This window comes from Mesoflavibacter sp. CH_XMU1422-2 (genome assembly GCF_037029245.1).
Lineage (GTDB): Bacteria > Bacteroidota > Bacteroidia > Flavobacteriales > Flavobacteriaceae > Mesoflavibacter > Mesoflavibacter zeaxanthinifaciens.
Genome location: NZ_JAYMEE010000070.1, coordinates 113,678 through 136,188, shown reverse-complemented (window position 1 = coordinate 136,188; position 22,511 = coordinate 113,678). Strand labels below are relative to the sequence as shown.

At 30.2% G+C, this 22,511-nt stretch carries 24 protein-coding genes and 1 tRNA gene; 10 read left to right on the top strand and 15 right to left on the bottom strand.

Going from position 1 to position 22,511, the window contains the following annotated elements; genetic code table 11:
* Nucleotides 1-45: 45 nt before the first annotated feature.
* Nucleotides 46-741, bottom strand: a complete 696-nt coding sequence (locus tag WA340_RS12610) for a DUF2490 domain-containing protein (RefSeq protein ID WP_336129340.1) — start codon at nt 739-741, stop codon at nt 46-48.
* Nucleotides 741-1,310, bottom strand: a complete 570-nt coding sequence (locus WA340_RS12605; RefSeq protein WP_336129339.1) for a hypothetical protein — start codon at nt 1,308-1,310, stop codon at nt 741-743. Before WA340_RS12605 ends, WA340_RS12610 begins: the two co-directional genes overlap by 1 nt.
* 45 nt (nt 1,311-1,355) lie before the next feature.
* Between WA340_RS12605 and WA340_RS12600 the strand changes: the two genes are divergently transcribed.
* Both WA340_RS12600 and WA340_RS12595 read left to right on the top strand, forming a co-directional pair.
* Complete coding sequence (locus tag WA340_RS12600) at nt 1,356-1,691, top strand: tRNA-binding protein (RefSeq protein ID WP_336129338.1); 336 nt, start codon at nt 1,356-1,358, stop codon at nt 1,689-1,691.
* Nucleotides 1,692-1,984: 293 nt separating this feature from the next.
* Nucleotides 1,985-2,293, top strand: a complete 309-nt coding sequence (locus WA340_RS12595) for a GIY-YIG nuclease family protein (RefSeq protein ID WP_336129336.1) — start codon at nt 1,985-1,987, stop codon at nt 2,291-2,293.
* 290 nt (nt 2,294-2,583) lie between these two features.
* Here WA340_RS12595 and WA340_RS12590 read toward each other — a convergent pair whose 3' ends face one another.
* Nucleotides 2,584-2,955 carry a PUR family DNA/RNA-binding protein gene (locus WA340_RS12590; RefSeq protein ID WP_036226860.1) on the bottom strand — a complete coding sequence of 124 codons (372 nt, stop codon included), beginning with the start codon at nt 2,953-2,955 and terminating at the stop codon, nt 2,584-2,586.
* Nucleotides 2,956-3,038: 83 nt separating this feature from the next.
* Complete coding sequence (locus WA340_RS12585; protein ID WP_336129335.1) at nt 3,039-4,781, bottom strand: ABC transporter ATP-binding protein; 1,743 nt, start codon at nt 4,779-4,781, stop codon at nt 3,039-3,041.
* A 149-nt stretch (nt 4,782-4,930) separates the two neighbouring features.
* Here WA340_RS12585 and WA340_RS12580 point away from each other — a divergent pair, with 149 nt between their 5' ends.
* The 4 genes from WA340_RS12580 to yajC all read left to right on the top strand — a co-directional run bounded on the left by WA340_RS12580 (nt 4,931) and on the right by yajC (nt 7,966).
* A complete protein-coding gene (locus tag WA340_RS12580) occupies nt 4,931-6,034 on the top strand; it encodes a Glu/Leu/Phe/Val family dehydrogenase (RefSeq protein WP_027878574.1) in 1,104 nt (367 codons plus the stop codon).
* A 121-nt stretch (nt 6,035-6,155) separates the two neighbouring features.
* Entirely contained in the window at nt 6,156-7,100 is a 945-nt protein-coding gene (gene nusB / locus WA340_RS12575) for a transcription antitermination factor NusB (RefSeq protein ID WP_336129348.1), read from the top strand.
* A gap of 84 nt (nt 7,101-7,184) precedes the next feature.
* On the top strand, nt 7,185-7,670 hold the full coding sequence (locus WA340_RS12570) for a DUF1573 domain-containing protein (RefSeq protein WP_106677014.1): 486 nt from the start codon (nt 7,185-7,187) through the stop codon (nt 7,668-7,670).
* A gap of 2 nt (nt 7,671-7,672) precedes the next feature.
* Nucleotides 7,673-7,966: a preprotein translocase subunit YajC gene (gene yajC / locus WA340_RS12565; RefSeq protein WP_027878577.1), complete on the top strand. Its 294-nt coding sequence runs from the start codon at nt 7,673-7,675 to the stop codon at nt 7,964-7,966.
* 105 nt (nt 7,967-8,071) lie between these two features.
* Here yajC and WA340_RS12560 read toward each other — a convergent pair whose 3' ends face one another.
* Nucleotides 8,072-8,674, bottom strand: coding sequence for a YdeI/OmpD-associated family protein (locus WA340_RS12560; RefSeq protein WP_336129334.1), 603 nt, complete (start codon nt 8,672-8,674; stop codon nt 8,072-8,074).
* 174 nt (nt 8,675-8,848) lie between these two features.
* Between WA340_RS12560 and WA340_RS12555 the strand changes: the two genes are divergently transcribed.
* Both WA340_RS12555 and WA340_RS12550 read left to right on the top strand, forming a co-directional pair.
* On the top strand, nt 8,849-11,227 hold the full coding sequence (locus tag WA340_RS12555; protein ID WP_336129333.1) for a TonB-dependent receptor: 2,379 nt from the start codon (nt 8,849-8,851) through the stop codon (nt 11,225-11,227).
* A 150-nt stretch (nt 11,228-11,377) separates the two neighbouring features.
* Nucleotides 11,378-11,459 (top strand) — tRNA-Tyr (locus tag WA340_RS12550).
* Nucleotides 11,460-11,527: 68 nt separating this feature from the next.
* Here WA340_RS12550 and WA340_RS12545 read toward each other — a convergent pair.
* From WA340_RS12545 to WA340_RS12505, 9 genes are all read right to left on the bottom strand, one after another.
* Complete coding sequence (locus WA340_RS12545) at nt 11,528-11,959, bottom strand: DUF2141 domain-containing protein (RefSeq protein ID WP_027878580.1); 432 nt, start codon at nt 11,957-11,959, stop codon at nt 11,528-11,530.
* A gap of 102 nt (nt 11,960-12,061) precedes the next feature.
* Nucleotides 12,062-13,306: an OmpA family protein gene (locus WA340_RS12540; RefSeq protein ID WP_336129332.1), complete on the bottom strand. Its 1,245-nt coding sequence runs from the start codon at nt 13,304-13,306 to the stop codon at nt 12,062-12,064.
* Nucleotides 13,307-13,400: 94 nt separating this feature from the next.
* Complete coding sequence (locus tag WA340_RS12535) at nt 13,401-14,732, bottom strand: DUF58 domain-containing protein (protein WP_336129331.1); 1,332 nt, start codon at nt 14,730-14,732, stop codon at nt 13,401-13,403.
* A 35-nt stretch (nt 14,733-14,767) separates the two neighbouring features.
* The gene (locus WA340_RS12530; protein WP_336129330.1) at nt 14,768-15,097 is read right to left on the bottom strand and encodes a DUF805 domain-containing protein; all 330 of its coding nucleotides are present in this window, start codon (nt 15,095-15,097) and stop codon (nt 14,768-14,770) included.
* A 5-nt stretch (nt 15,098-15,102) separates the two neighbouring features.
* A complete protein-coding gene (locus WA340_RS12525) occupies nt 15,103-16,197 on the bottom strand; it encodes an AAA family ATPase (protein WP_336129329.1) in 1,095 nt (364 codons plus the stop codon).
* Between the two features lie 3 nt (nt 16,198-16,200).
* Nucleotides 16,201-17,397: a DUF4350 domain-containing protein gene (locus WA340_RS12520; protein WP_336129328.1), complete on the bottom strand. Its 1,197-nt coding sequence runs from the start codon at nt 17,395-17,397 to the stop codon at nt 16,201-16,203.
* Nucleotides 17,394-18,164, bottom strand: coding sequence for a DUF4129 domain-containing protein (locus tag WA340_RS12515; RefSeq protein WP_336129327.1), 771 nt, complete (start codon nt 18,162-18,164; stop codon nt 17,394-17,396). Before WA340_RS12515 ends, WA340_RS12520 begins: the two co-directional genes overlap by 4 nt.
* A complete protein-coding gene (locus WA340_RS12510; RefSeq protein ID WP_336129326.1) occupies nt 18,157-19,098 on the bottom strand; it encodes a hypothetical protein in 942 nt (313 codons plus the stop codon). Before WA340_RS12510 ends, WA340_RS12515 begins: the two co-directional genes overlap by 8 nt.
* A complete protein-coding gene (locus WA340_RS12505; RefSeq protein WP_336129325.1) occupies nt 19,079-20,062 on the bottom strand; it encodes a stage II sporulation protein M in 984 nt (327 codons plus the stop codon). The genes WA340_RS12510 and WA340_RS12505 overlap by 20 nt, the downstream gene beginning before the upstream one ends.
* Before the next feature lie 79 nt (nt 20,063-20,141).
* On the opposite strand from WA340_RS12505, the gene WA340_RS12500 reads away from it, so the two are divergent.
* Complete coding sequence (locus WA340_RS12500; RefSeq protein WP_336129324.1) at nt 20,142-20,888, top strand: RDD family protein; 747 nt, start codon at nt 20,142-20,144, stop codon at nt 20,886-20,888.
* Nucleotides 20,889-21,191: 303 nt separating this feature from the next.
* A complete protein-coding gene (locus WA340_RS12495; RefSeq protein ID WP_336129323.1) occupies nt 21,192-21,794 on the top strand; it encodes a trimeric intracellular cation channel family protein in 603 nt (200 codons plus the stop codon).
* A gap of 9 nt (nt 21,795-21,803) precedes the next feature.
* Here WA340_RS12495 and WA340_RS12490 read toward each other — a convergent pair whose 3' ends face one another.
* Complete coding sequence (locus WA340_RS12490) at nt 21,804-22,511, bottom strand: peptidylprolyl isomerase (RefSeq protein ID WP_336129322.1); 708 nt, start codon at nt 22,509-22,511, stop codon at nt 21,804-21,806.

The window sequence follows — 22,511 nt, the reverse complement described above, 5'->3', positions numbered from 1 at the left end:
AAGATCCTTTGACTACTAATACATTAGTAATGTACAGATTAACAATTATAAACTTAAATACCAACCAATAGTTAACCAATATCTGTTTCTGGTATTATTATTATTATTATTATTAACAAAGTCGTTAGTACGGTATTCTAAACCAAGTTCTAGTTTATTATTATCTGTAAAAACATAGCCAAAATTAGGCGATAATCTTAATTCTAAATCGTAATCCTTACCTTCAAAAATATTTAAGTATTCATTACTTATTTTAAAATACCATTCTTGCGCATCTACGGTTTGACCGTTTAAAGGCAAGTCAAAAGTTAAACGATATCTAAGTCTTAATTGCATATCTTGATCACTTTCAAAAGTTTGATCGGATGCAAATCTATGTCCTAAACGGTAATTGCTTAAAGTATTTATAATAGTAAATTGTTGTATACTACGTTTAATAACGTCTTTATTGGTAAATCTAAGTAAAAAACCACCAGCCAATTTATTGTTTAATCCCACTTTTTTAGAGACTACAAAAGCTGCGTCTGTATGTACGTAATCGTAACCAGAATTTTGGGTGCTGTTGGTAATGCCTTCTTTAAATAATTGCCTAAATTCTGATTTAAAATTTAACTGCCAATTATTGTTTAAAGATTTACTAATGTTTAGTGTAGGTAACGTACCAACTTGGTATCTGTTTTGACCAAAACTAACCGAAATAGCAAGTATACATATAACTAAAAAAGCATAACGTTTTTTCATTAAAACTCGATATTATCAGTGTTTCTAAACACAATTTTAGACGTAGCTTCTAATTGTCCTGTGTGATTAAATAAAAGCTCAAAAAGATGTTTTCCAGAATCAGATTTTCCTTTTACAACTATTTCATATTTAACCGTAATATTATTTTTAACATCATCTTTAAAATAGTTGATTAGGTCTTTTTCTTCAGCAGAAAACTGAATTTGTATCTTTCTAATCTTATGCTTTATAAAAGTGTTTTGTAAAGAGTTTATAATGTTTTGTTGAATGGTTTTTGGTAGATCATTCCATTTTTTTTCAATTTCAATATCTTCAATTGTTCCGTTAGTGTCAAATTCGATACTGTATTTTTTACCTTTAAATTTAGATTTTGCTTCAAAGCTAATCCCGTTATTGCTTTGCTCTTTATACCATTTTACTTTTTTAGATTGAATGATTTTTGATACAAATAACCTGGCTTTTTCAGGTACGTTTGTAAACGAAATTTTAGACTCTTGCTCATATTTATTTTGAGCTGAAAGTTGAAGTACTGTGAAGAAAAATAGAGGTAGAAAAATTAATTTTTTCATGAGTAAACAATTATCTTGCAAAGATAAACATTGAAATAGATATTTATGAGTAATACTATTCAATTTGAAGATTTTACAAAAGTAGATCTAAGAATAGGAACCATCATAGAGGTTAAAGATTTTCCTGAAGCACGTAACCCTGCATTTCAATTAAAAATTGATTTTGGAGGTTTAGGTGTTAAAAAAACGTCTGCTCAAATAACCACAATTTATAATAAAGAAGATTTACTTAATAAACAGATTGTAGCTGTTGTAAATTTTCCTAAAAAACAGATTGCTAATTTTATGAGCGAGTGTTTAGTTGTTGGTGCAGTAAAAGAAAAAGATGTGTTTTTACTTAATCCAGAACAAAAAGTACCAAATGGGACTAGTGTAAGTTAAAAATACTTAAAGTAGTTTTAATAAGATATGCAACTGTCATTCAGAGCGAAAGCGAAGAATCTATTATAGTGATTGCTTTATTTGTAGATTTATCAGTCATACTTCCTTCTGAATGACAAAGGAATCTTTTTCAGGAAGTGACTGTCATTCAGAGCGAAAGCGAAGAATCTATTATAGTGATTGCTTTATTTGTAGATTTATCAGTCGTTCCTCCTTCTGAATGACAAAGGTGTTTTTTAATAAAGTATCTTTAAATTAATAAAAGTAAATTCAGATTCAAAAAATCTTAAATATTGAAACCTTTAGGAACACATAATTATTATGTTTATATACTAACAAATAAGAATAAAACAGTATTGTATACAGGTGTTACTAGAAACTTAGTTGAAAGATTACATTACCATAATAACCCATTACCTTTTTCAAAGTCATTTACAGCTAAGTATAAGTGTTTCTTTTTAATTTATTTTGAACATTTTACTGAAATAGAAGCCGCAATTAAAAGAGAGAAAGAAATAAAAGGAAAGAGTAGAGTTAAGAAAGAAAATTTGATAAGCAGTTTTAATCCAAATTGGAATTTTTTAAATCAAAAAATACAATGAAAAGATATTAGTCGTGTTTCACTTCGACTAAGTTTAGCACACAGCCTTCTGGATAACAGATTTAAGTATTAAGATTAAGATTGTCATTCAGAGTGAAAGCGAAGAATCTATTATAGTGATTGCTTTATTTGCAGATTCATCAGTCATACTTCCTTCTGAATGACAAAAGAATCTTTTTTAGAATGTGATTGTCATTCAGAGCAAAGCGAAAAATCTTAAAAAGTAAGATATAAAAAAAGCGCTTTTTAAAATTAAAAAAGCGCCTTTTAAGTTAGAGTAGTTAAGTTATCTTAAATATCGTCAAAGTCTACGTCTGTAAATCTGCTTTCTGCACTTTCAGAAGTAACTTGTTCTGTATTGTATTCTTTTTTAAAGTCTTTTTGATGACGTTCGCTAATTACTTCTTCACCTTTTTCATTCACGATATAATCGGTCATTTCTTTTAAGATGGTGTTAAATTCGCTAAAATCTTCTTTGTATAAGTAGATTTTATGTTTTTTGTAATGAAATGATCCATCGTCGTTAGTAAACTTTTTACTTTCTGTAATGGTTAAATAATAATCGTCTGCTTTAGTAGCTCTTACATCAAAAAAATAAGTACGTCTTCCTGCTCTAAGTACTTTAGAAAAAATTTCCTCTTTCTCCATCATTTCGTTATTCATAATATGAGTTGTGTTTGTTAAAAATTTCTAAACCAAAAATCAAAAAAAAAGTTGAATGTCACAACAATTTCATGCAAATCTTTTTACTTGGTTGTCTTTAAGTATAGCTCTTTGTAGTAACCATCTGTGTTTATAAGCTGATCGTGTGTGCCAGATTGAACAATTTTACCGTTGTCTAATACTATAATTTTATGTGCATTTTTTGCTGCAGATATACGGTGACTAACAATAATAGAGGTTTTTCCTTCGGTTATTTTTTTAAGATTATTTAATATTTTTTCTTCTGTTTCTGTATCTACAGCAGATAAACAGTCATCAAATAACATTATTTGTGGCTGTTTTATTAATGCTCTGGCAATAGACACACGTTGTTTTTGTCCGCCAGATAATGTAATACCACGTTCGCCTAAAACAGTATCATATTTTTTATTAAACTTGATAATATTTTTATGGACTTGTGCTTGTTTTGCAGCTTCAATAACCTCTTCATCAGTAGCATTTTCTTTACCAAATTTTATGTTGTTATTTATAGTGTCACTAAATAAAAAGGCGTCTTGTGGCACGTAACCAATTGCGTTTCTTAAACTGTTTAAGTTAAGTTGTTCTATTGGATTTTGGTCTATACTAATTTCTCCTTTTTCTACATCATATAACCTTCCAACCAGATCTAAAACGGTAGATTTACCAGATCCTGTTTTACCAATTATTGCTAGCGTTTCGCCAGAATTTACTTTAAAACTTACATCTTTTAAGGCTTGTATGTTAGTATCATCATAAGTAAAGGACACGTTTTTAAATTCGATATCACCTTTTATAGTAGAAGGTTTTGGATTGTTGTTTTTAATTTCAGGTTCGGTCTTTAAAAACTCGTTTATTCTTTTTTGAGAGGCTTCTGCTTCTTGTACAATAGAAGTAACCCAACCAACAGTAGCAACTGGCCAAGTTAGCATATTGACGTACATGATAAATTCAGAAATGGTTCCTAAAGTAATCTCTCCAGCCATATATTGTTTACCGCCAAAGTAGATTACTACGATGTTGCTTAATCCAATTAGTAAAATCATCATCGGGAAGAAAAACGCTTGAATGCGTACCAAACTTAGTTGTTTTTGTTTACTAGTTTCGGCTAAATCTTCAAAATTGGTATAGGTTTGTGGCTCTATTCCGTAGGCTTTAATTACTGAAATTCCGCTAAATGTTTCTTGAGAAAACGTTGATAGTTTTGATAAAAACTGTTGTACAACGGTACTTCTTTTATGTATTTCTGAACTTATTTTATAGATAATAACCGATAAAATTGGTAATGGTATTAAGGTGTACATTGTTAACGTTGGCGATTGTCGGTACATAAAAATAATAACAACCACAAAAAGCGTTAAGGTGTTAATACTGTACATTAAGGCAGGACCAACATACATACGTACTTTACCAACATCTTCGCTAATACGATTCATTAAATCTCCAGTTCTATTTTTCTTATAAAAATTAAGCGATAGTCTTTGATACTGTTGGTAGACTTCATTTTTTAAATCGGCTTCTATAAATCTAGAAACGTTAATTAAAGTTTGACGCATTAAAAAGGTCATAATACCCGAAAATGCAGCAGCACCAACAATAATTAAAATGTATTTAAGAAGTGTACTTTTAAATAGTGCTTCATTTATATTTTCATTTTGAAGCTGTTGGTTAACCACATCGATTATAGATCCAATGTATTTTGGGACAAAAACCGAAAAGACTTTAGAAGCTATAGTTATAAAAATACCAATAATAATACGGCTTCTGTACTTGTAAAAATATTTATTAAGATGTTGTAGTTCTTTCATTAAGAAATTAATAATTGAAATAAATGATATTGTCAAATTCGTATTTTAACACTAAAAAAATTGTTCATATATTAATTATAGTCTAATTTTGCACCGTCATTTTATAAAATCTATATTTTGACTAGGTTTAAAATTAATATCAATAAAAAATGATTTCAGAATTAATCAATACAAATCAATTACAAAAAGCAGATCCTGTTTTTGGGCAATTATCTTTTGACAATCACGAACAAGTTGTTTTTTGCAACGACAAAGATACGGGATTAAAAGCAATAATCGGGATACATAATACAGTATTAGGACCTGCATTAGGAGGAACCAGAATGTGGCAGTATGCTAACGAGTGGGAAGCACTTAATGACGTACTACGTTTATCACGCGGTATGACTTTTAAATCTGCAATTACAGGATTAAACTTAGGTGGAGGAAAAGCAGTAATTATTGGTGATGCAAAAACGCAAAAAACACCAGAATTAATGAAGCGTTTTGGAGAGTTTGTACATAGCCTAAGCGGAAAATATATTACAGCAGAAGATGTTGGTATGGAAACATCAGATATGGATTTAGTAAGAGAAGTAACACCATACGTAACAGGTATTTCTGAAGAAAAAGGAGGCGCAGGTAACCCATCACCAATTACCGCATACGGTGTGTTTATGGGGATGAAAGCTGCAGCTAAATTTAAATTTGGCACGGATGTATTAGAAGGTAAAAAAGTAATAGTACAAGGTATTGGTCATGTTGGCGAAACTTTAGTAGAACACTTAGTACAAGAAGGAGCAAAAGTAATTATAGACGATATTAACCAAGAGCGTCTTGAAGCTATTAGTAAAAAGTACGGTGCAACAATTTATAAAGGTGAAAATATTTATGCAGAAGAAGTAGATATTTATGCACCATGTGCATTAGGAGCAACAATTAACGATGCTACTATCCAAACATTAAAAGCAAAAGTTGTAGCAGGAGCAGCTAATAACCAATTAGCAGACGAGATTAAACACGGTCGTTTACTACAAGAAAAAGGTATTGTTTACGCACCAGACTTTTTAATTAACGCTGGAGGAATAATTAATGTTTACGCAGAATTAGAAAATTATGACAAAACAGAAATTATGCGCAAAACAGAAAACATATACAATACAACTATTGAGATTTTAAACAATGCAGATGTTAATAATATCACGACACATCAAGCTGCTTTAAATATTGCACAAAGTAGAATAGAAGCAAGAAAAAAAGAAAATCAACAATAGGTTATCCTATAAATTATATTATTTTTGCAAGGCGAAAGAAACCAATCTTTCGCCTTTTTTAATTTAACAAGAAAAGCATTTTAAACTAAATAGTGCACAACCCAAAAAGTTCTTTGTAATGATGTTAACAAGAAGACATATTCGTGTAAAAGTAATGCAAACACTATTTGCATTTAATGGTACAGAAAGTGATGATTTTACAAAAGATCAAAAGTTTTTATTGTACAGTATAGACAATATGTATAACCTGTATTTACTATTAATGTCTTTATTAATAGAAATCAATAAAAAAGCGACAAATCATCTAGAAACCGCACAAAAAAAACATCTAGCCACAGAAGAAGATAAAAATCCAAACAAAAAGTTTATTAACAACCAATTACTACAATTAATCGTTAATAACGAAAGACTAAAAGTTCAATTAGAAGACAGAAAAATAACAAATTGGCAATTAGATAACGAGTACGTAGATTTACTTTACAAAGAAATTAAAAACAGTGACCTGTACAAAGATTACATGTCAACAAAGACCTCTACATTTAAAGAAGATAAAAACTTTATAATAGATATCTTTAAAGAAATTATAGCACCAAACGACAAGCTTTACGACTATCTAGAAGATAAAAATCTAACATGGTTAGACGATTTACCAACAGTAAATACATTTATCCTTAAATTATTAAGAAAACTTAAAGAAACTAGTGATCCTGTAACCTTAACACCAAAGCTATATAAAGATATAGAAGACAAAGAATACGCTATAAAATTATTTAAAAAGACGTTACTAAATCAAAGTAAGTTAGGCGAAGAAATTACAGGAAAAACAAGCAATTGGGACAGAGATCGTATTGCATCACTAGATATGGTATTACTAAAAATGGCAATATGCGAGTTATTACACTTTTCTTCAATACCAACCAAAGTAACTATAAATGAATATTTAGAAATATCTAAAGAATACTCAACACCAAAAAGTAGCATATTTATAAATGGTATTTTAGATAAACTTCTAAAAGAATACCAAAACGAAGGAAAACTAAATAAAGTAGGTAGAGGATTGATGTAGTAAAAAAATATTCTTACTTTTACCATTCTAAAATTTTAACCCTTTAGCCAATTTGGCAATAAATAACTATTAAAAAATTATATTATGAAAAAAGTACTAGTTGTATTAAGTGCAATTTGCTTAGTAGGATTTACATCATGTAAAGAAGATGCAACAAAAAAAATTGATGCAGAAAATGTTGCAGCTGCAGCAGAAAGAGATGCAAAAGCAAACGTTTTTCCTGTAATGGAATTTGATAAAACAGAGCATGACTTTGGCGAAATAGCTTCTGGTACACCTGTAGAAACTGTGTTTACTTACAAAAACGTAGGAGAAGCACCATTAGTAATTACAGATGTAAAAAGTTCTTGTGGATGTACTATTCCTAAAGATTGGTCAAGAGAGCCATTAGCACCAGGCGAATCAGGAAAGTTTACAGTTAAATTTAACGGTAAAGGAACAAACAAAGTAACTAAAGTAGTAACAGTTACTGCAAACACTAAAACAGGAAGAGAAACTGTAAAAATCTCTGCTTTTGTGAAGCCAGATCCAAATGCTGCACAAAAAGCTAACTTACCTATGGCACAATAATTATGGGAGAAATAGGAAGTTTTTTACCAATAATTTTAATGTTTGCTGTAGTATACTTTTTTATGATAGCACCACAAATGAAACGTGCTAAACAAGAAAAAAAGTTTGCTGCAGAATTAAAACGAGGTGATAAAGTAATTACTAAAAGTGGTTTACATGGTAAAGTTGTAGATCTTAATGAAAAAGATAACAGCTGTATTATAGAAACTATGTCTGGTAAATTAAAGTTTGATCGTTCTGCTATTTCTATGGAAATGAGTAAAACATTAAACAATCCATCAGTAGAAAAAAAGTAATTATTACGACATATTTAAAAAAAGGCAACCAAGTTGGTTGCCTTTTTTTATTATATATCATTTCAAAAGATTATTAGATATCACATAACTAAAGCACGATGTAAATTAACAATTTTTATATTTATCATGTAAGCCCTTTAACTCCATAATCATAGGCGTTATTTTTTCTAAGCGACTCACTTTTGTTGATTCTCGTTTAGCTTCACTTATATAATTACAATACTCCTTTTGTTTAGAAGGACTTAGTTTTTCAAAAGCATCTTTAAGATTATTATCTTCTTTAAAAGCAAATTCTAATTCCGTAGGAATAGTAATATCTGCTTTTTTAGTTCTTGTAGCTTTAATCTCTTTACCTAATTTTTGATTTTGTATAGCCTCTTTTACATAAGATAAAACTAAATTAGAGTTTACTGTATCATCCACTTCAAACCGCATTTGTCTCAATGCTTTAGTTTTTCCTTCTTGCGCATTAACTAACACATTAGCTTCATCCTTTAAAAACACACCATTAAAAAACCATAAACAGTAATGATTTTTAAAAGCACCTAATCCAACTACATTCTTCCCATTTATAGAGTAGGTTGGTGCATTCCATTTTATTTGTTCTTCTAATTCTGTTGAAATTAAAAGCTGTCTTAAAGCAATTAATTGATTAGAAAATTTTGGATGATTCTCAATATACTCATCAACTGAACTTACCTTTTTCATTTTATTATTATTTAGGACTAAGTTACATAATTTATAGCTTAAACTTTAACATAAATTAGATTGTTGACTTTCAAATCATTATAAATATTATTTATATTTAGTCTAAATAAAGTTTGTTTTGTTACTTTTCAGGTATATATTTGCGGCATTATTTAAAATCAATCTAAATAAATTATGTTAAAAAATATTACTCTATTATTAATTTTGTTTACGCAATTTGCTATTGCTCAATCAAAAATTGAAGGTCAAGTTATTAGTCAAACTAATGAGATAATCCCTTTTGCAAATGTGATCATAGAAGGTACATCTAAAGGAACATCTGCAAATCAAGAAGGTTATTATTCATTAGAAAATCTACAAAAGGGAACGTATAATATAAAAGTGTCTTACGTAGGTTTTGTAGCTCAAACTAAGACAGTAAACTTAGAAGAGAATCAAACTTTAACAGTTAATTTTCAACTAAAAGGTGATACAGATTTAGAAGAAGTTGAAGTTTTTGGAAGTCGTTTTAAACATCCTGATAAAATTGAAGCATTAACCAGATTACCATTAGCACCTTATGAGCAAATACAGAGTATTTCTATAATTTCTGATAAGTTAATTATGCAACAAGGTAATTTAACCATTTCTGAAGCAACTAAAAATGTACCAGGTGTATATACGTTTGCTACGTATGGTAATAAGAGAGAAAGTATGTCTTCACGTGGGTTTAGAGGTATTCCTATCTTAAAAAATGGAGTTAGAGTACATTCAGATTTTAGAGGTGTAGGAGTATTAACAGACATGCAAGGTGTTGATAATATACAAGTATTAAAAGGAGCTGCATCTATTACGCAAGGTGTAGCAACAGATTTAGGTAGTCCTGGTGGAGTTATCAACTTAGTTACAAAAACACCTAAGTACACCTTTGGCGGTAATGCTTCATTACGTGCAGGTAGTTTTGGTCAAGCACGTACTACTTTTGATGTGTATGGTCCATTAACTAAATCTGAGAATACAGCATTTAGAATTAACGGTGCTTTAGAGCGTGCAGATAGCTTTAGGGATAATGTATCTAGTGACCGTTTTTATATCAATCCATCTTTTGAGTGGAAGGCAGATGAGAAAACTACATTAACTTTTGAAATGGATTATTTTGAAGATAGCCGTACTCCAGATGTTGGAACAGTTAACCTTGCCGGAAATGATTTAAACGCTATCTATGATCTACCTGATAGCCAGTATTTAGGATATGAAAATGATAAATCCTTAACTACAAATGCAACTTATGCAATTCGTTTAGACAGAAAATTAACCGATAAATTAAGCTTAAAAGGAGCTTTTTATAAATCTAGTTTGGATTTAGATGATAAAGGAACTAGCTTAGGAAACGTAATAGAAGACATTAACGGAAATCCTATTTACAATCAAAGGGTAAGAGGCTATTCAGTGTCTACAAGAAGTGATGATAATAGCGTATTACAGTTTGATTTAATAGGTGACGAGGTTGAAACAGGTAAATTAAAGCACAGTTTTCAAGTAGGATTTGATTATCGTACATCTAATTTTAGCACAACATCTCAACGTGTTTCTGCAATAGATACCATAGATGTTTTTACAGAAAATACACATACTTTGCCTGATAACTTAAGTTTTTCTGCAGTAAATATTGGTGGTGCAAAATCTAAAGCAATCGGTTTTGTAGCACAAGATGTTATTACATTTAATAAATGGTTAAAAACATTTTTAGGAGTACGTTATAGTAAAACGCAAACAATTACTGAAACAGAAACAACAGAAAGTGATGCTTTTAATCCACTAGGAGGAATTATAGTATCACCATTTAATAATGTTAACTTATTTGCTTCTTACACTAATAGCTCTTATCCAAGAACAGCAACTCGTTTAGATGTTAATGGAAATGAATTAGGTAACGAAAGATTTGATCAATTTGAAACAGGAGTAAAAACCAATTGGTTAAATAATAGATTGCGTTTTAACTTGACGTATTTCAAAATCAATAACAGAGATATCAACCTTCCTGTGTATGATGAAAACTGGGTTGCAACTGGTTACTATCAAAAAGGAGGAAATGACCAAAGACAAGGTGTTGAGGTTGAATTAAGTGGTCGTATTTTAGAAAATTTAGAAGTGATTACAGGTTACTCTTACATAGATGCGCAGTATAAAGAACATACATCTTTTGTTTACGGTTCTTCACCGCTAAACACACCAAAGCATACATTTAATGCTTATGCTAACTATAGCTTTAAACAACAGTTGGAAGGATTATCTGTTGGAGCAGGAGTATATTATACAGGAGAAAGACCAATTAATGATTGGAGCGCAGGAGCTGTAACGCATGAAGGTATTGTACCAAACCAAAAACCATTTAATGTAGACTCTTATACATTAGTAAATGCTCAAGTAGCATACAAGTTTGATCAACACTGGAACTTTAGAGTTTTATTGAACAATGTGTTTGACGAAATAGGTTATAATGCATACAGAACGAGATTTATTAACCAAACAGATCCAAGAAGTTTTGCAGGAGTATTAACTTATTCATTTTAATTGATTTGATGTTCTTAAAAAAAGCCTCAATTCTTTCTTGAGGCTTTTTTGTAACTACTTAAAAATCAAATTAATTTGAAATAAATACAAAAAAGGTTAAAATTTTACTTTGTTTAGAATAATAACTTAAATATATTTGCCGACGGTTTTGGGGAGATACTCAAGCGGCCAACGAGGGCAGACTGTAAATCTGCTGACTATGTCTTCGCAGGTTCGAATCCTGCTCTCCCCACAAAAAAAAGCGCTCTACTTAGAGCGCTTTTTTAGTTTTTTGATTGATTGAGTTGGTTGGTTTATTGATTAAAATCTAATATTAAAGCTTAAATCTTTATCGTTTACTTCAAATTTTGCATCTTGGTATTGAGGCGGACCATAAGACATTGGATTGTTAGACATACCGTAACTTTCTAATGGCATACCATTTTCAAAATCCATACGATTATTATCATTTTCGTCATGCATAACCATAATGGCGTATGTGCCAACTTCAACATTTTTAAAAGTAACGGTTATTTGTCCGTTTTCTATTTTAGACTTTAAGTTTTTTATACCAGGACCTTTCATAAAAGTGTCTTCGGTATGTAGACCCAAAATAACACTACCTTTATCATTTTTAATGTTTTGTATGGTAACAGTAATATTTTGACCATTAGAAGTTACTTTTGTTTCTGTTTGAGCATTTACATTTAAAGTAAATATTAAAGCTATTAAAAGTGTGTAAATAGTTTTCATAATTAATCGGTTTTGTTGTTTTTTGATAGTTCAAATGTCTAACAAAACATGAGGCTTTCACAAACTAAGTCACCGAACTGTAGATTTTTTATGACGAATTGTTTATTCTACAGGAATTACCTCTACACGTCTATTTTTTACTCTACCTTCTTCTGTATTACTTGTGTCTACAGGATATTGTTCTCCAAAACCTTTAACTATTAAACTTTCTGCGTTAATACCTTTATTTAATAAGTAATTTTTTACTGTATTAGCTCTTTCAAAAGATAGTTTAAGATTGGTTTCTTCTGTTGCTGTATTATCTGTATGTCCAGAAATTAAATATTTTTTAAATTTTCCTTTTGATATAAGTTGAGCAATATTCTCAAGTTTTTTAATTTCTGAAGGTCTAATTTCTGCTTTACTTAATTCAAAATAAATTACAATAGGTTTTAGGTTTTTAAGCTCTTCTTTACTGTAAGCATTTTTTATCTCTTTTTTAGGACAACCATTTTCTGTTCCTTGTAGTTTAGGACATTTATCATATTTATCTGGTACACCATCTTTATCATAATCTGGTAATGGACAACCTTTGTTGCTAATATCTCCTGCTATTGTAGGACATCTATCATAAAGGTCTGCAACACCATCGTTATCTTGATCTGGACAACCGTTATTGGTTCCTGGTGTATCTGGACAGTTGTCTTCTTTATCAGGTATTCCATCTTTATCGGTGTCGGGACATCCATTAAATTTTGCTAATCCAAATGTGTCAGGGCATTCGTCCTCTTGATTAAAAATACCATCATTATCATTGTCTGCACCTCCAAATTTGAAAATTATTCCTGCAGAATGTTGATAATGACTTAAACCATAATCTTCAAAAGAATGCTTGTAGGCACTTTGTGCTGTAAAGCCAAAATTGTATGTCAACCAAAAATCTATACCTACAGCTCCGTTTACTGTTCCTGCGCCAATTTCGTCTAACCAAGTATATCCGCCACCAAGACTTACGTATGGATTAAAAGTAATATTATTGATTAGTTTGTATTTAAACATACCGTCAATAGATATGTACGGAAATTTTTCGTCTCTGTTGGTATGTTCTTGTTTTATGCTATTTAGTGACACAAGTGCTTCAAAAGATATTTTATTCTTTAAATGTCTAGCTAAAGCTAATTTAAAACCTGCAGGATCCATATTCCATGTTTGAAATTTTCCTTCTTCACCGGGTAATTTTCTTACAGGATTATTTACTGCGTTTGTGCTTAAACTTGCTGTCCAAGGAGAATAATTATCTTGAGCAAAAGTTGTTAATGTAAAGGATAGGGAAAGAATTACAGTTAGTAATAAAACTAAGTGTTTCATGTTTTTAGTAAATTGATTAATAGCAAAGCCAATATAAACTAAAAAAACAGAATATTAAAAATAAATAGATAACAGGTAAAGTTTGGCGATTAGCTTACAATAAACCACGTGCTTTAATTTCTAAATACTTATTAATAGTATCTAATGTAAGGTTTTCTGGAGTAGTTAAAATAGAGTAAATACCATACTTTTTAAGTTCGTTAACGATTAGGCGTTTTTCAAAAGCAAATTTTTCTGCAATTACCTTATCATAAGTTTGCTGTATCGTTTCGGCAGGTGCTTTGATAAATTTATCTAGCTCTGTATTTTCAAAGAAAATAACAACTAGTAAATGGTTTTTTGCAATACCTTTTAAATATGGTAATTGTCTATGTAAACTGTCTAATGTTTCGAAGTTTGTATAGAGTAATATTAAACTTCTGTGGGTAATATTTCTTTTTATATCTGCATATAATCTGCCAAAGTCACTCTCAAAAAAATCGGTGTTAACATTGTATAAGCCTTCAAGAATTAAATTCATTTGAGATGTTCTTCTTTCTGCAACTACACGATTTTCAACACGTTTAGAAAAGGTGAAAATACCTGCTTTGTCTTGCTTTTTTAATGCTACATTGCTAATCACTAAAGATGCATTTATAGCATAATCCAAAAGGGTCAATTGGTTAAAAGGCATTTTCATAACACGACCTTTATCTATAACAGAATATACTGGTTGCGATTTTTCATCTTGAAATTGATTAACCATTAACGCATTTCGTTTTGCGGTAGCTTTCCAGTTAATGGTACGCAAATCGTCACCTAAAACGTAGTCTTTAATTTGTTCAAACTCCATTGTGTGACCAAGTCTACGCACTTTTTTGATACCGTATTGCAACAAATTATTACTAAAAGCCATCAAGTCGTATTTTTTTAATTGAATAAAACTTGGGTAGTTAGGTACCATTGCATTATCGTTAAAAGTAAAACGTCTTGCGACTAAGCCAAATACCGATTTTGCGTATATATTTAGTTTGCCAAAGTGATATTCGCCACGTTCTACGGGACGTAATTGATATTCTAATTTAGATGAAGATGTTGCGTTTAGCTTTCTTTCAATATTAAAATCTCTTACTTGAAATTGTTCAGGAATTTCGTCAATGATATTTGTATATATAGGAAATGTATAAAAGTTTTCAATCTCAAGTTGAATAGAATTTTGATCTCCGTTTGAAAGTTTTTCGGGTAAAATTCTTGAGGCTAAAATCCCTTTTTTAGCTGAAAATAATAGCAACGTATCTAATAATGTTAATGCGATTAAACCTAAAAGCAAAAAAGAAACAATATTTAGTAATCTTGGAAACAAAAAACTAACCACATACAATATCATTATGGCAATGCATGCATAGAAAAAACGGTTTTGTATGTAAAATGGTTTTATGAGTTTCATCTAATTATTCTTCAATGAGGTATTCTAATTATTGTTTATCTATTTTGTTTAATTAAATTTTTTGGATTTGGTCCAAATTGATTTACTCCACATTCACTATTTCCTAACAACATTACAAAAATGTAAAATGGTATAAATTGATACCAACCATTATTACCTCTATCATGACATCTTTTAGCACCTTGAGCAAACAGAAACCAGAATAAAGGAGTTACTATAATCAACCCAAGAATCTGTGGAATTTTATAGAAATAAATGTTTTGGATTATGTTAAATGTTAACCCAAAAACTTTACAAATAATAATGCTTATTATAAATTCAGTTCTTCTAATTCTACCTTGAAATGAAAATGGATTTTTAAACATATCAATTACCTCGGTATTTCTACAGCTTCAATAATTTGCTTTATAATTTGTTTGCTTGTTACACCTTCCATTTCGCGTTCTGGTGTTACAATAACACGATGTTGTAAGACTGGTATTGCTGCTTGTTTAATGTCTTCTGGCGTTACAAAATCGCGTCCATTCATTGCTGCAAAAGCTTTACTAGATTTTAAAATAGCTATAGAAGCTCTTGGTGATGCACCTAAATATAAAAATGGATTGTTACGCGTGTTTACTATGATGTCTGCGATGTATTTTATTAAATGACTTTCGATAATAATCTGATTGACTAAACCTTGAAATTCTTTAATTTTTTCTTGACTTAAATAAGTTGTGATTTGATTAATTTTTTTATTCCCTTTTAAGTCGTGTTCTCGATTTAAGATTTCTATTTCTTCTTCTAAATTAGGGTAATCAATATCTATTTTAAAAAGAAAACGGTCTAATTGTGCTTCTGGTAAACGATACGTCCCTTCTTGCTCTACAGGGTTTTGAGTAGCTAAAACAATAAAAGGTAAACTCATTTGATATTTATTACCGTCTATAGTTATTTGGCGTTCTTCCATAACTTCAAACAACGCAGCTTGAGTTTTTGCTGGTGCACGGTTAATCTCGTCAATTAAAACCATGTTAGAAAAAATAGGACCTTGTTTAAATTCAAATTCAGATTTTTTCATATCAAAAACCGAAGTTCCTAAAATATCACTAGGCATTAAATCGGGCGTAAATTGAATACGACTAAAATCTATTGCTAAAGATTTGGCTAATAAACGTGCCGATATTGTTTTTGCAACACCAGGAACACCTTCTATCAAGGCATGACCGTTGGCTAAAATAGCTGCAATTAACATATCAATCATTCCTTTTTGACCAACGATTACTTTACTAATTTCTGACTTTATTTGTGCAACACCTTGTTGCAGTTCGGTTAAGTCAATACGGTTTGTAAAGTTTACATTATCGTCACTTGCTTCTGGTGTAACATTATCTGAAGTTACATCATTTTTTGGTGCCGAATTTTCTGTGTTTTCAGCATCTGACGGAATGTGATTTTTTTTGTCTTCGTTATTAAATTCTTCCATAATTTATGCGGTGTAAAAATCTTCTATTTGCTTATTTAAATGGATTAAATCTGCTTCTGTACATTGTGGTTTTGCTTTTAAATGTACTATAGATTTAACTAGCTGTTGTATTTGTTCTTTGTCTTTTCCTGATTTCTGGATCAGTAGCTTAGTAAAACGTTCGTCTAAAACTTGAGTGTCTAAAAAGTAAACACGTCTTAAATATTCTAAAAAGTAGGTTATTTTCTTTTCAACTAAATTATTATGATCTTTAGTTTCGTAATATAAATTACCAATGGTTTTTGTAAATGCTACGGTTGTATTTTCGTGAGGTTTAATTTCTTTAACAATGCGTTGTCTTCGTTTTGCGTTAAAAATTAAGAACAAAAACAAACTAATTAATCCTAAATACCAAGCATAACGTAGTGCATCTTGACTTAATATAAACCTAAGTTTAGAACCGCTAACGTTAGTGTTAGCTTTATTTAATGAGTTGTAATAAATATTGTCTTCTGGCAGATATCCTAAAACAGCTTCGGTATATTTTTTATTGTTTTTCTTTAATAAACTATAATTTGTGAATGCTATAGGTTGTAAATGAAGTAAAAACTGTCCATCATAATGTTTTACTTTTATAAAGTTAGGAAACGCAATACTGTCAAACGTTTGATGTCCTAAAACAGTTGTAAGATCTTTATCAAGTTTTGAAAAATGAAAGTTGTTAATACCTCTATCTATGGTGATGCTATCTGTTTTAAACCTTGGATTGGTTAATGTAAAATAGCTATTACCTTTTAAATCATATTCATTAGTAGTATTAAATCCTAAAGAGTCTTTTAATCGTTTAGGAAAGTAATTGCTAGACATTAAAACTGTATTACCGTAGGATACAAAATCTAGAAGTTCTTGTGCAGAAATATCGTCCATTTCTGAGTATTGGGCAATGTGTATAAAATTACCTGTAGTGGTGTATTCATCTTCTTCCCAATCGTAATATTCATCAAAAAACTCGTAAGGTGTTTTTCTTACGTCTGTAAATTCTTTATCAGAAAAAACGCTTTCTAATTCTTCATGAAAAATATAAGTTCCAAAAGGTATTTTATGTCTTTCATTATAAGTTGGTTTCCAATTTATAGGTCGTTCTTTAGTAAGCTCAATAAAAGCAATTAAGCCTAAAAAAAGGATTAGTAATCCTACATAAATTTTTATAGTTCTGTTCATGCTTTTACTGAGTTTAAAAAGTTAGTAAAAGCACGTTTGGCTTTATCAAATTGAGTTTGATCTACATTAAACTCGCCATACCAAATGTAATTGTACAAATAGGATGTGTAGGCAAATTGTTCTGAGATTTCTGGTGTTTTTATTTCGTATTGATAGTCGCTGTTTGTTTTTTCTGGATCGTAGTCTATAATTTCTTTTTCTGATAAGCCTTTTAAAAGCCACAAATAGTAATATCTAATGGCTAGCCTGTAATTGTTATTACTTTCGGCTTCGCTTATTAAAGCTTTAAAATTTGTTTGATGAATATTGTTTTCTAGATCTGTTACAGGAATAATTTTTTTATCTGAAGATTTGCCAAAAACCCATGTGCCTTCTTTATTTACAATAGCTTTAAAGATGAAATAAATAACCAATAAGAAAATGATAACACCAGCAATTTTTAGAGCTATGTCTGTTGCTCTAGAAGCTTGACCAGCGTTTTGAATGTTAAATAGACTTTTTAGAAAATCTGAAACCGCTTTTTTAAAACGTGTCCACCAACCAGAACTAGCTTTACTGCGTTGGTAAATAAAATCGTCTCCGGTATATTTTTCAGATAAGTTATCAAATTGTTTTGGTAGGACGTTTGCATTATCTGTTGTTACAGAATCTATTGCTTCTAAATACTCATAGTCTTCATAGACTTCTTGCGAGTGTTTTTGAAGCGCATTAGCAGTACCAAAAGCTAATAAAAAAAGGATAATATGTAGTTTAAGTAATTTACTCACCAGATCCTATTTCGTCAATAACACTTTTAGTATTTACGTTTTCGCTAGTTTCTTTTAAACCGTAATACACAATACTTTGGTTAACTTGTATAATGGTTTGTAAAGTTGTACTAATAATAAATGCAATTACAGAAATAACTATAGCTAAAATTAAACTGCCAACAGGCATCTCATCTATAGTTACAGGTTCTTGTATAACGGTTATACTTTGTACACCTTGTACAATACCCTGAATTAGACCAACACCCATCTGTACAACGTAAGCCATTAAATAAAAAATACCAATGCAACCTACAGCATGCCAAAATTTACTTCTAATTAATTGCCATGCATAACCAAAGCTATCCCAAAAATTACGTTTATTGTCTAATTGCTCTAAAAGCGTCATATGGTAAAGACTACTAAAAATACCTATTAAAAACGGTAGCGCAAGTATACCAACAATAGTTATTGCTAATATAAAACCAACTATACCAAAGATAATAGCTAAAGGTATAGCTAAAATAAAGCCTAAAATTACAAACATGATAAGTTTACCAGCATTGGCTTTGTAGCTATCTTTAATTTCTTTCATACCAAAATTGGGACCATTATGTTTTTCAAAAAGTTTAAAGTAAATAGGAGTGAAGGCATACACAATTATCCAAAATAAAATAGATAAAATCACAACACCTATAAAGGTAAGCACAAAAACACCAAAGTTTTCATTAGCAAATTGGTCTATTGACGCAGATGGGTTACCAGAAGTAGAAAAACTATACATAAAAGATTCTGTATAAGTTTTAGTTACATAATAACTTGCAATAGCTAATAGAATAATAAGTGCACCACTAACAGTAAAAAAGAAAGTAAAGAAGTGTTTACCGTGTTCTTTTAAAAAAGTAAATGTGTCTTGAAAAAACGAGTTAAAGTCTCTATTTTGATAAAGCTTCATAGTTTAGTTTTGTTTTTCGGTTAACAATAAACGGATATATTAAATAGTAAAATGAAATTATACTTAGCGTTGTAAATATGATACCAATAGATAGCCAATTTGGCATTATGTTAGAATATCTAGTGACATAACCTTCTAAAAATCCAGCAGCAATAGTAAAAGGAAATGTGCTTATTAAAATTTTAACTCCAACTTTTACACCTCTTTTAAAAGATGTCATCCTAGAGAAAGTTTTAGGAAATAAAATACTAGCGCCTAAAATAAAACCAGCAGCACCTTCTATAACAATTGCAAAAATCTCCATAGCGCCATGTATCCAGATACCTCTAACACTTTCCCAAAACACATCTTCTTTTACAAACATATATTGAAAAGAGCCTAGCATAATGCCATTTTCCATTAAAATATAACCTGTGCCTAAACCTCCAAAAATACCAAAGACAAAAGAGGTTATACCAACATAAAGGTTGTTTAATGTAATACCAAAAGCGCTTCCCCAATTACTACCACTTTTGTAAATAGCAACAGGATCTCCTTTTTCAATATTTTCTAGGGTTAGATTAACATAATGATCACCAAGAACTAATCTGATAAAAGCATCATCAAACTCTGCAGATAGAGCACCAATAGCTACAAAACTTAAAAAAACTAAAAAAGCGTAAGCCACGTAACGTCTGTATTCATACATTATTAATGGTACTTCAGTCTTCCAAAAATATACAAATCTATTAGTGTCTTGTCGTTTAGTTTTATAGATTTTTTGAAACGCTTTTGCTGCTAAATTATTAAGATATAAAACTGTTTTGCTTTTTGGGTAATACGTTTGTGCATATGACAAGTCATTAACCAATTGTGTGTAAAGTGAGGCTAATTCGTCTGGGTTTTTTAGTTGTTTTCCAAAAATAGCTTGTTCAAATTCTAGCCATTTTTCTTTGTTGGTTTTGATAAAAGCGACTTCTCTCATAAAGCAACCAAATCTACATATTTTTTATATTAAAACCACTTTTATGCGTTAAAAAAATGCTTACATTTGACCTTAGCTTATGGTCAATATATCAATAAATACTACACAAAACGTAAATATAAATTTTGTCGCAGCTAGTGTTGGCGAACGTTTGCTCGCATATCTTATAGATTGGATTATAAAAATAGCTTATGTTATTGTTGTTTATCAATTAATGTTTAAAGCATTTAATTTTGAAGATTGGGCTAAAGATATGGACCAGTGGTCTGTAGGTGCAGTTGTTGTATTTTTTTATTTGCCAGCTATATTTTATTCTCTAATTTTTGAATCGCTTTTAGATGGACAAACACCAGGAAAACGAATAATAAAAATTAAAGTAGTTAAAATAGATGGCTATCAAGCTTCTTTTCCAGACTTTATTGTAAGATGGTTTTTTAGAATAGTAGATTTGAATTTGTTTTCTGGTATTATAGGGTTAATAGCAGTAGTTACTAGTAATAAAAACCAAAGAATAGGAGATATGACAGCAGGAACAGGTGTTATAGCTTTAAAAAATAAAGTTAATATTAGTCATACTATTTTAGAAGAACTTAAAGAAGATTACACACCAACTTATCCATCAGTAATAAAGTTGTCAGATAATGATGTACGTATTATCAAAGAGACGTATTTGGCTGCTAAAAAATCTAAAGACTACGCTACATTAATTAAATTAAGAGCTAAAGTAATTGAGGTAATGGAAATTAGACACCAAGTTGAAAGTAATGATATGGAATTTATTTCCACAGTTATAAAAGATTATAATTACTACACACAAAACATGTAAGCAGAGAACCACTTTTTTAGTAAAAAAAAAGTGTGTGAATCGCTTATGCTGAGCACAGTCGAAGTATCTTTGAGAACCACTTTTTTAGTAAAAAAAAGTGTGTGAATCGCTTATGCTGAGCGTAGTCGAAGTATCTTTGAGAACCACTTTTTTAGTAAAAAAAAGTGTGTGAATCGCTTATGCTGAGCGCAGTCGAAGTATCTTTGAGAACCACTTTTTTAGTAAAAAAAAGTGTATGAATCGCTTATGCTGAGCGCAGTCGAAGTATCTCTTACTATTAAATTTTAAAAACAATTTCAATCAATGTTTTACATCATAGATATTTTAGGAACTATTGCTTTTGCAATTTCTGGTGTACTTGTAGCACTTAACAAACGTATGGACGCATTTGGTATTTTAATTATTGCGTTTGTAACAGCAGTTGGTGGCGGAACATTAAGAGATGTTTTGATTGGCGAAACACCAGTAAGTTGGATGAAAGATATGAGTTATGCCTACTTTATTTTTGGCTCTACAGTATTTGCCGTACTTTTTAGACATAAGATTGATTACTTGCGCAAGTCTTTGTTTTTATTTGACACAATTGGTATTGGTTTGTATACTGTAATTGGAATTGAAAAAGGAATTTCGGCAAATTTGCATCCAATAATTTGTGTTTTTTTGGGTACGATGAGTGCTTGTTTTGGTGGAGTAATTAGAGATATTCTATGTAACGAAATACCAGTAATTTTTAGAAAAGAAATCTACGCAACCGCATGTATATTAGGCGGTATTACTTATTTTGCTATAAGCCAGTTACCTGTAGTTACAAACTTTGTATTTGTTATCTCTGGTCTAGTAGTAATTATAGTAAGGTTAATAGCTGTAAGATTTAAGGTAAGCTTACCAAGTCTTTACAAAGATTAGTATCATTGTTTATTCTAAAACTTCAACAGTTTTAATATATACATTAACAAAAGGCCAATCAGACTCGTCTGTTTTTACAGCGTTTATTTTATCAACAACATCCATTCCTTTAACAACTTTTCCAAAAATAGTGTAATCACCATCTAGATGAAAGGCGTCTTGCTGCGTAATAAAAAACTCATAAGGCGATGCTAATTTATGAGGGTTTTCAATATCACTACTTGGCATAGAAATTACACCTCGATGATGTGTAAAACCACGTTTAGTATCTGTAGGTAATAAGTAATGACCTATTTTATGTCGTTTTCTGGCTACTCTAATATCATCTGTGTTTCCACCTTGGATGATAAAGTTTTTAACTACACGATGAAACTGAGTATTATCAAAAGCTCCAATTTTTGCTAGATAAATAAAGTTAGCACGATGAAACTTGGTTTCGTCAAACAATAAAATATCAATATCTCCCATGCTTGTTTTAATGCGTACTTTATTTTCTAAGTTTTCTTTTTCATATTCTAAGAAAAAGTCCATAACATTTTCTTCTGTTAGGTAAGGATATTCTTTTTTCTTAATCGTATCTTTTTTTACCTTTTTAGTATCTGTTTTTACAGTGTCTGCAGCTTGTTTAGCATTGTTATAGTTAGTTTTAGTCTTAGATTGCTTATCTTCACAGTTAAATAAAATAAGACAAAGACTAAAAAAAAGAAATAGGCGCAT

Bases quoted from the DNA above. Each gene is read 5' to 3' on its own strand.
- WA340_RS12570 (WP_106677014.1), top strand. From the start codon at position 7,185: ATGAAAAAAGTACTAGTTGTATTAAGTGCAATTTGCTTAGTAGGATTT.
- WA340_RS12505 (WP_336129325.1), bottom strand. From the start codon at position 20,062: ATGAGAGAAGTCGCTTTTATCAAAACCAACAAAGAAAAATGGCTAGAA.
- WA340_RS12585 (WP_336129335.1), bottom strand. From the start codon at position 4,781: ATGAAAGAACTACAACATCTTAATAAATATTTTTACAAGTACAGAAGC.
- WA340_RS12600 (WP_336129338.1), top strand. From the start codon at position 1,356: ATGAGTAATACTATTCAATTTGAAGATTTTACAAAAGTAGATCTAAGA.
- WA340_RS12490 (WP_336129322.1), bottom strand. From the start codon at position 22,511: ATGCGCCTATTTCTTTTTTTTAGTCTTTGTCTTATTTTATTTAACTGT.
- WA340_RS12560 (WP_336129334.1), bottom strand. From the start codon at position 8,674: ATGAAAAAGGTAAGTTCAGTTGATGAGTATATTGAGAATCATCCAAAA.
- WA340_RS12525 (WP_336129329.1), bottom strand. From the start codon at position 16,197: ATGGAAGAATTTAATAACGAAGACAAAAAAAATCACATTCCGTCAGAT.
- WA340_RS12495 (WP_336129323.1), top strand. From the start codon at position 21,192: ATGTTTTACATCATAGATATTTTAGGAACTATTGCTTTTGCAATTTCT.
- WA340_RS12580 (WP_027878574.1), top strand. From the start codon at position 4,931: ATGATTTCAGAATTAATCAATACAAATCAATTACAAAAAGCAGATCCT.
- WA340_RS12530 (WP_336129330.1), bottom strand. From the start codon at position 15,097: ATGTTTAAAAATCCATTTTCATTTCAAGGTAGAATTAGAAGAACTGAA.
- WA340_RS12510 (WP_336129326.1), bottom strand. From the start codon at position 19,098: ATGAAGCTTTATCAAAATAGAGACTTTAACTCGTTTTTTCAAGACACA.
- WA340_RS12545 (WP_027878580.1), bottom strand. From the start codon at position 11,959: ATGAAAACTATTTACACACTTTTAATAGCTTTAATATTTACTTTAAAT.
- yajC (WP_027878577.1), top strand. From the start codon at position 7,673: ATGGGAGAAATAGGAAGTTTTTTACCAATAATTTTAATGTTTGCTGTA.
- WA340_RS12540 (WP_336129332.1), bottom strand. From the start codon at position 13,306: ATGAAACACTTAGTTTTATTACTAACTGTAATTCTTTCCCTATCCTTT.
- WA340_RS12500 (WP_336129324.1), top strand. From the start codon at position 20,142: ATGGTCAATATATCAATAAATACTACACAAAACGTAAATATAAATTTT.
- WA340_RS12605 (WP_336129339.1), bottom strand. From the start codon at position 1,310: ATGAAAAAATTAATTTTTCTACCTCTATTTTTCTTCACAGTACTTCAA.
- WA340_RS12610 (WP_336129340.1), bottom strand. From the start codon at position 741: ATGAAAAAACGTTATGCTTTTTTAGTTATATGTATACTTGCTATTTCG.
- WA340_RS12520 (WP_336129328.1), bottom strand. From the start codon at position 17,397: ATGAACAGAACTATAAAAATTTATGTAGGATTACTAATCCTTTTTTTA.
- nusB (WP_336129348.1), top strand. From the start codon at position 6,156: ATGTTAACAAGAAGACATATTCGTGTAAAAGTAATGCAAACACTATTT.
- WA340_RS12555 (WP_336129333.1), top strand. From the start codon at position 8,849: ATGTTAAAAAATATTACTCTATTATTAATTTTGTTTACGCAATTTGCT.
- WA340_RS12535 (WP_336129331.1), bottom strand. From the start codon at position 14,732: ATGAAACTCATAAAACCATTTTACATACAAAACCGTTTTTTCTATGCA.
- WA340_RS12590 (WP_036226860.1), bottom strand. From the start codon at position 2,955: ATGAATAACGAAATGATGGAGAAAGAGGAAATTTTTTCTAAAGTACTT.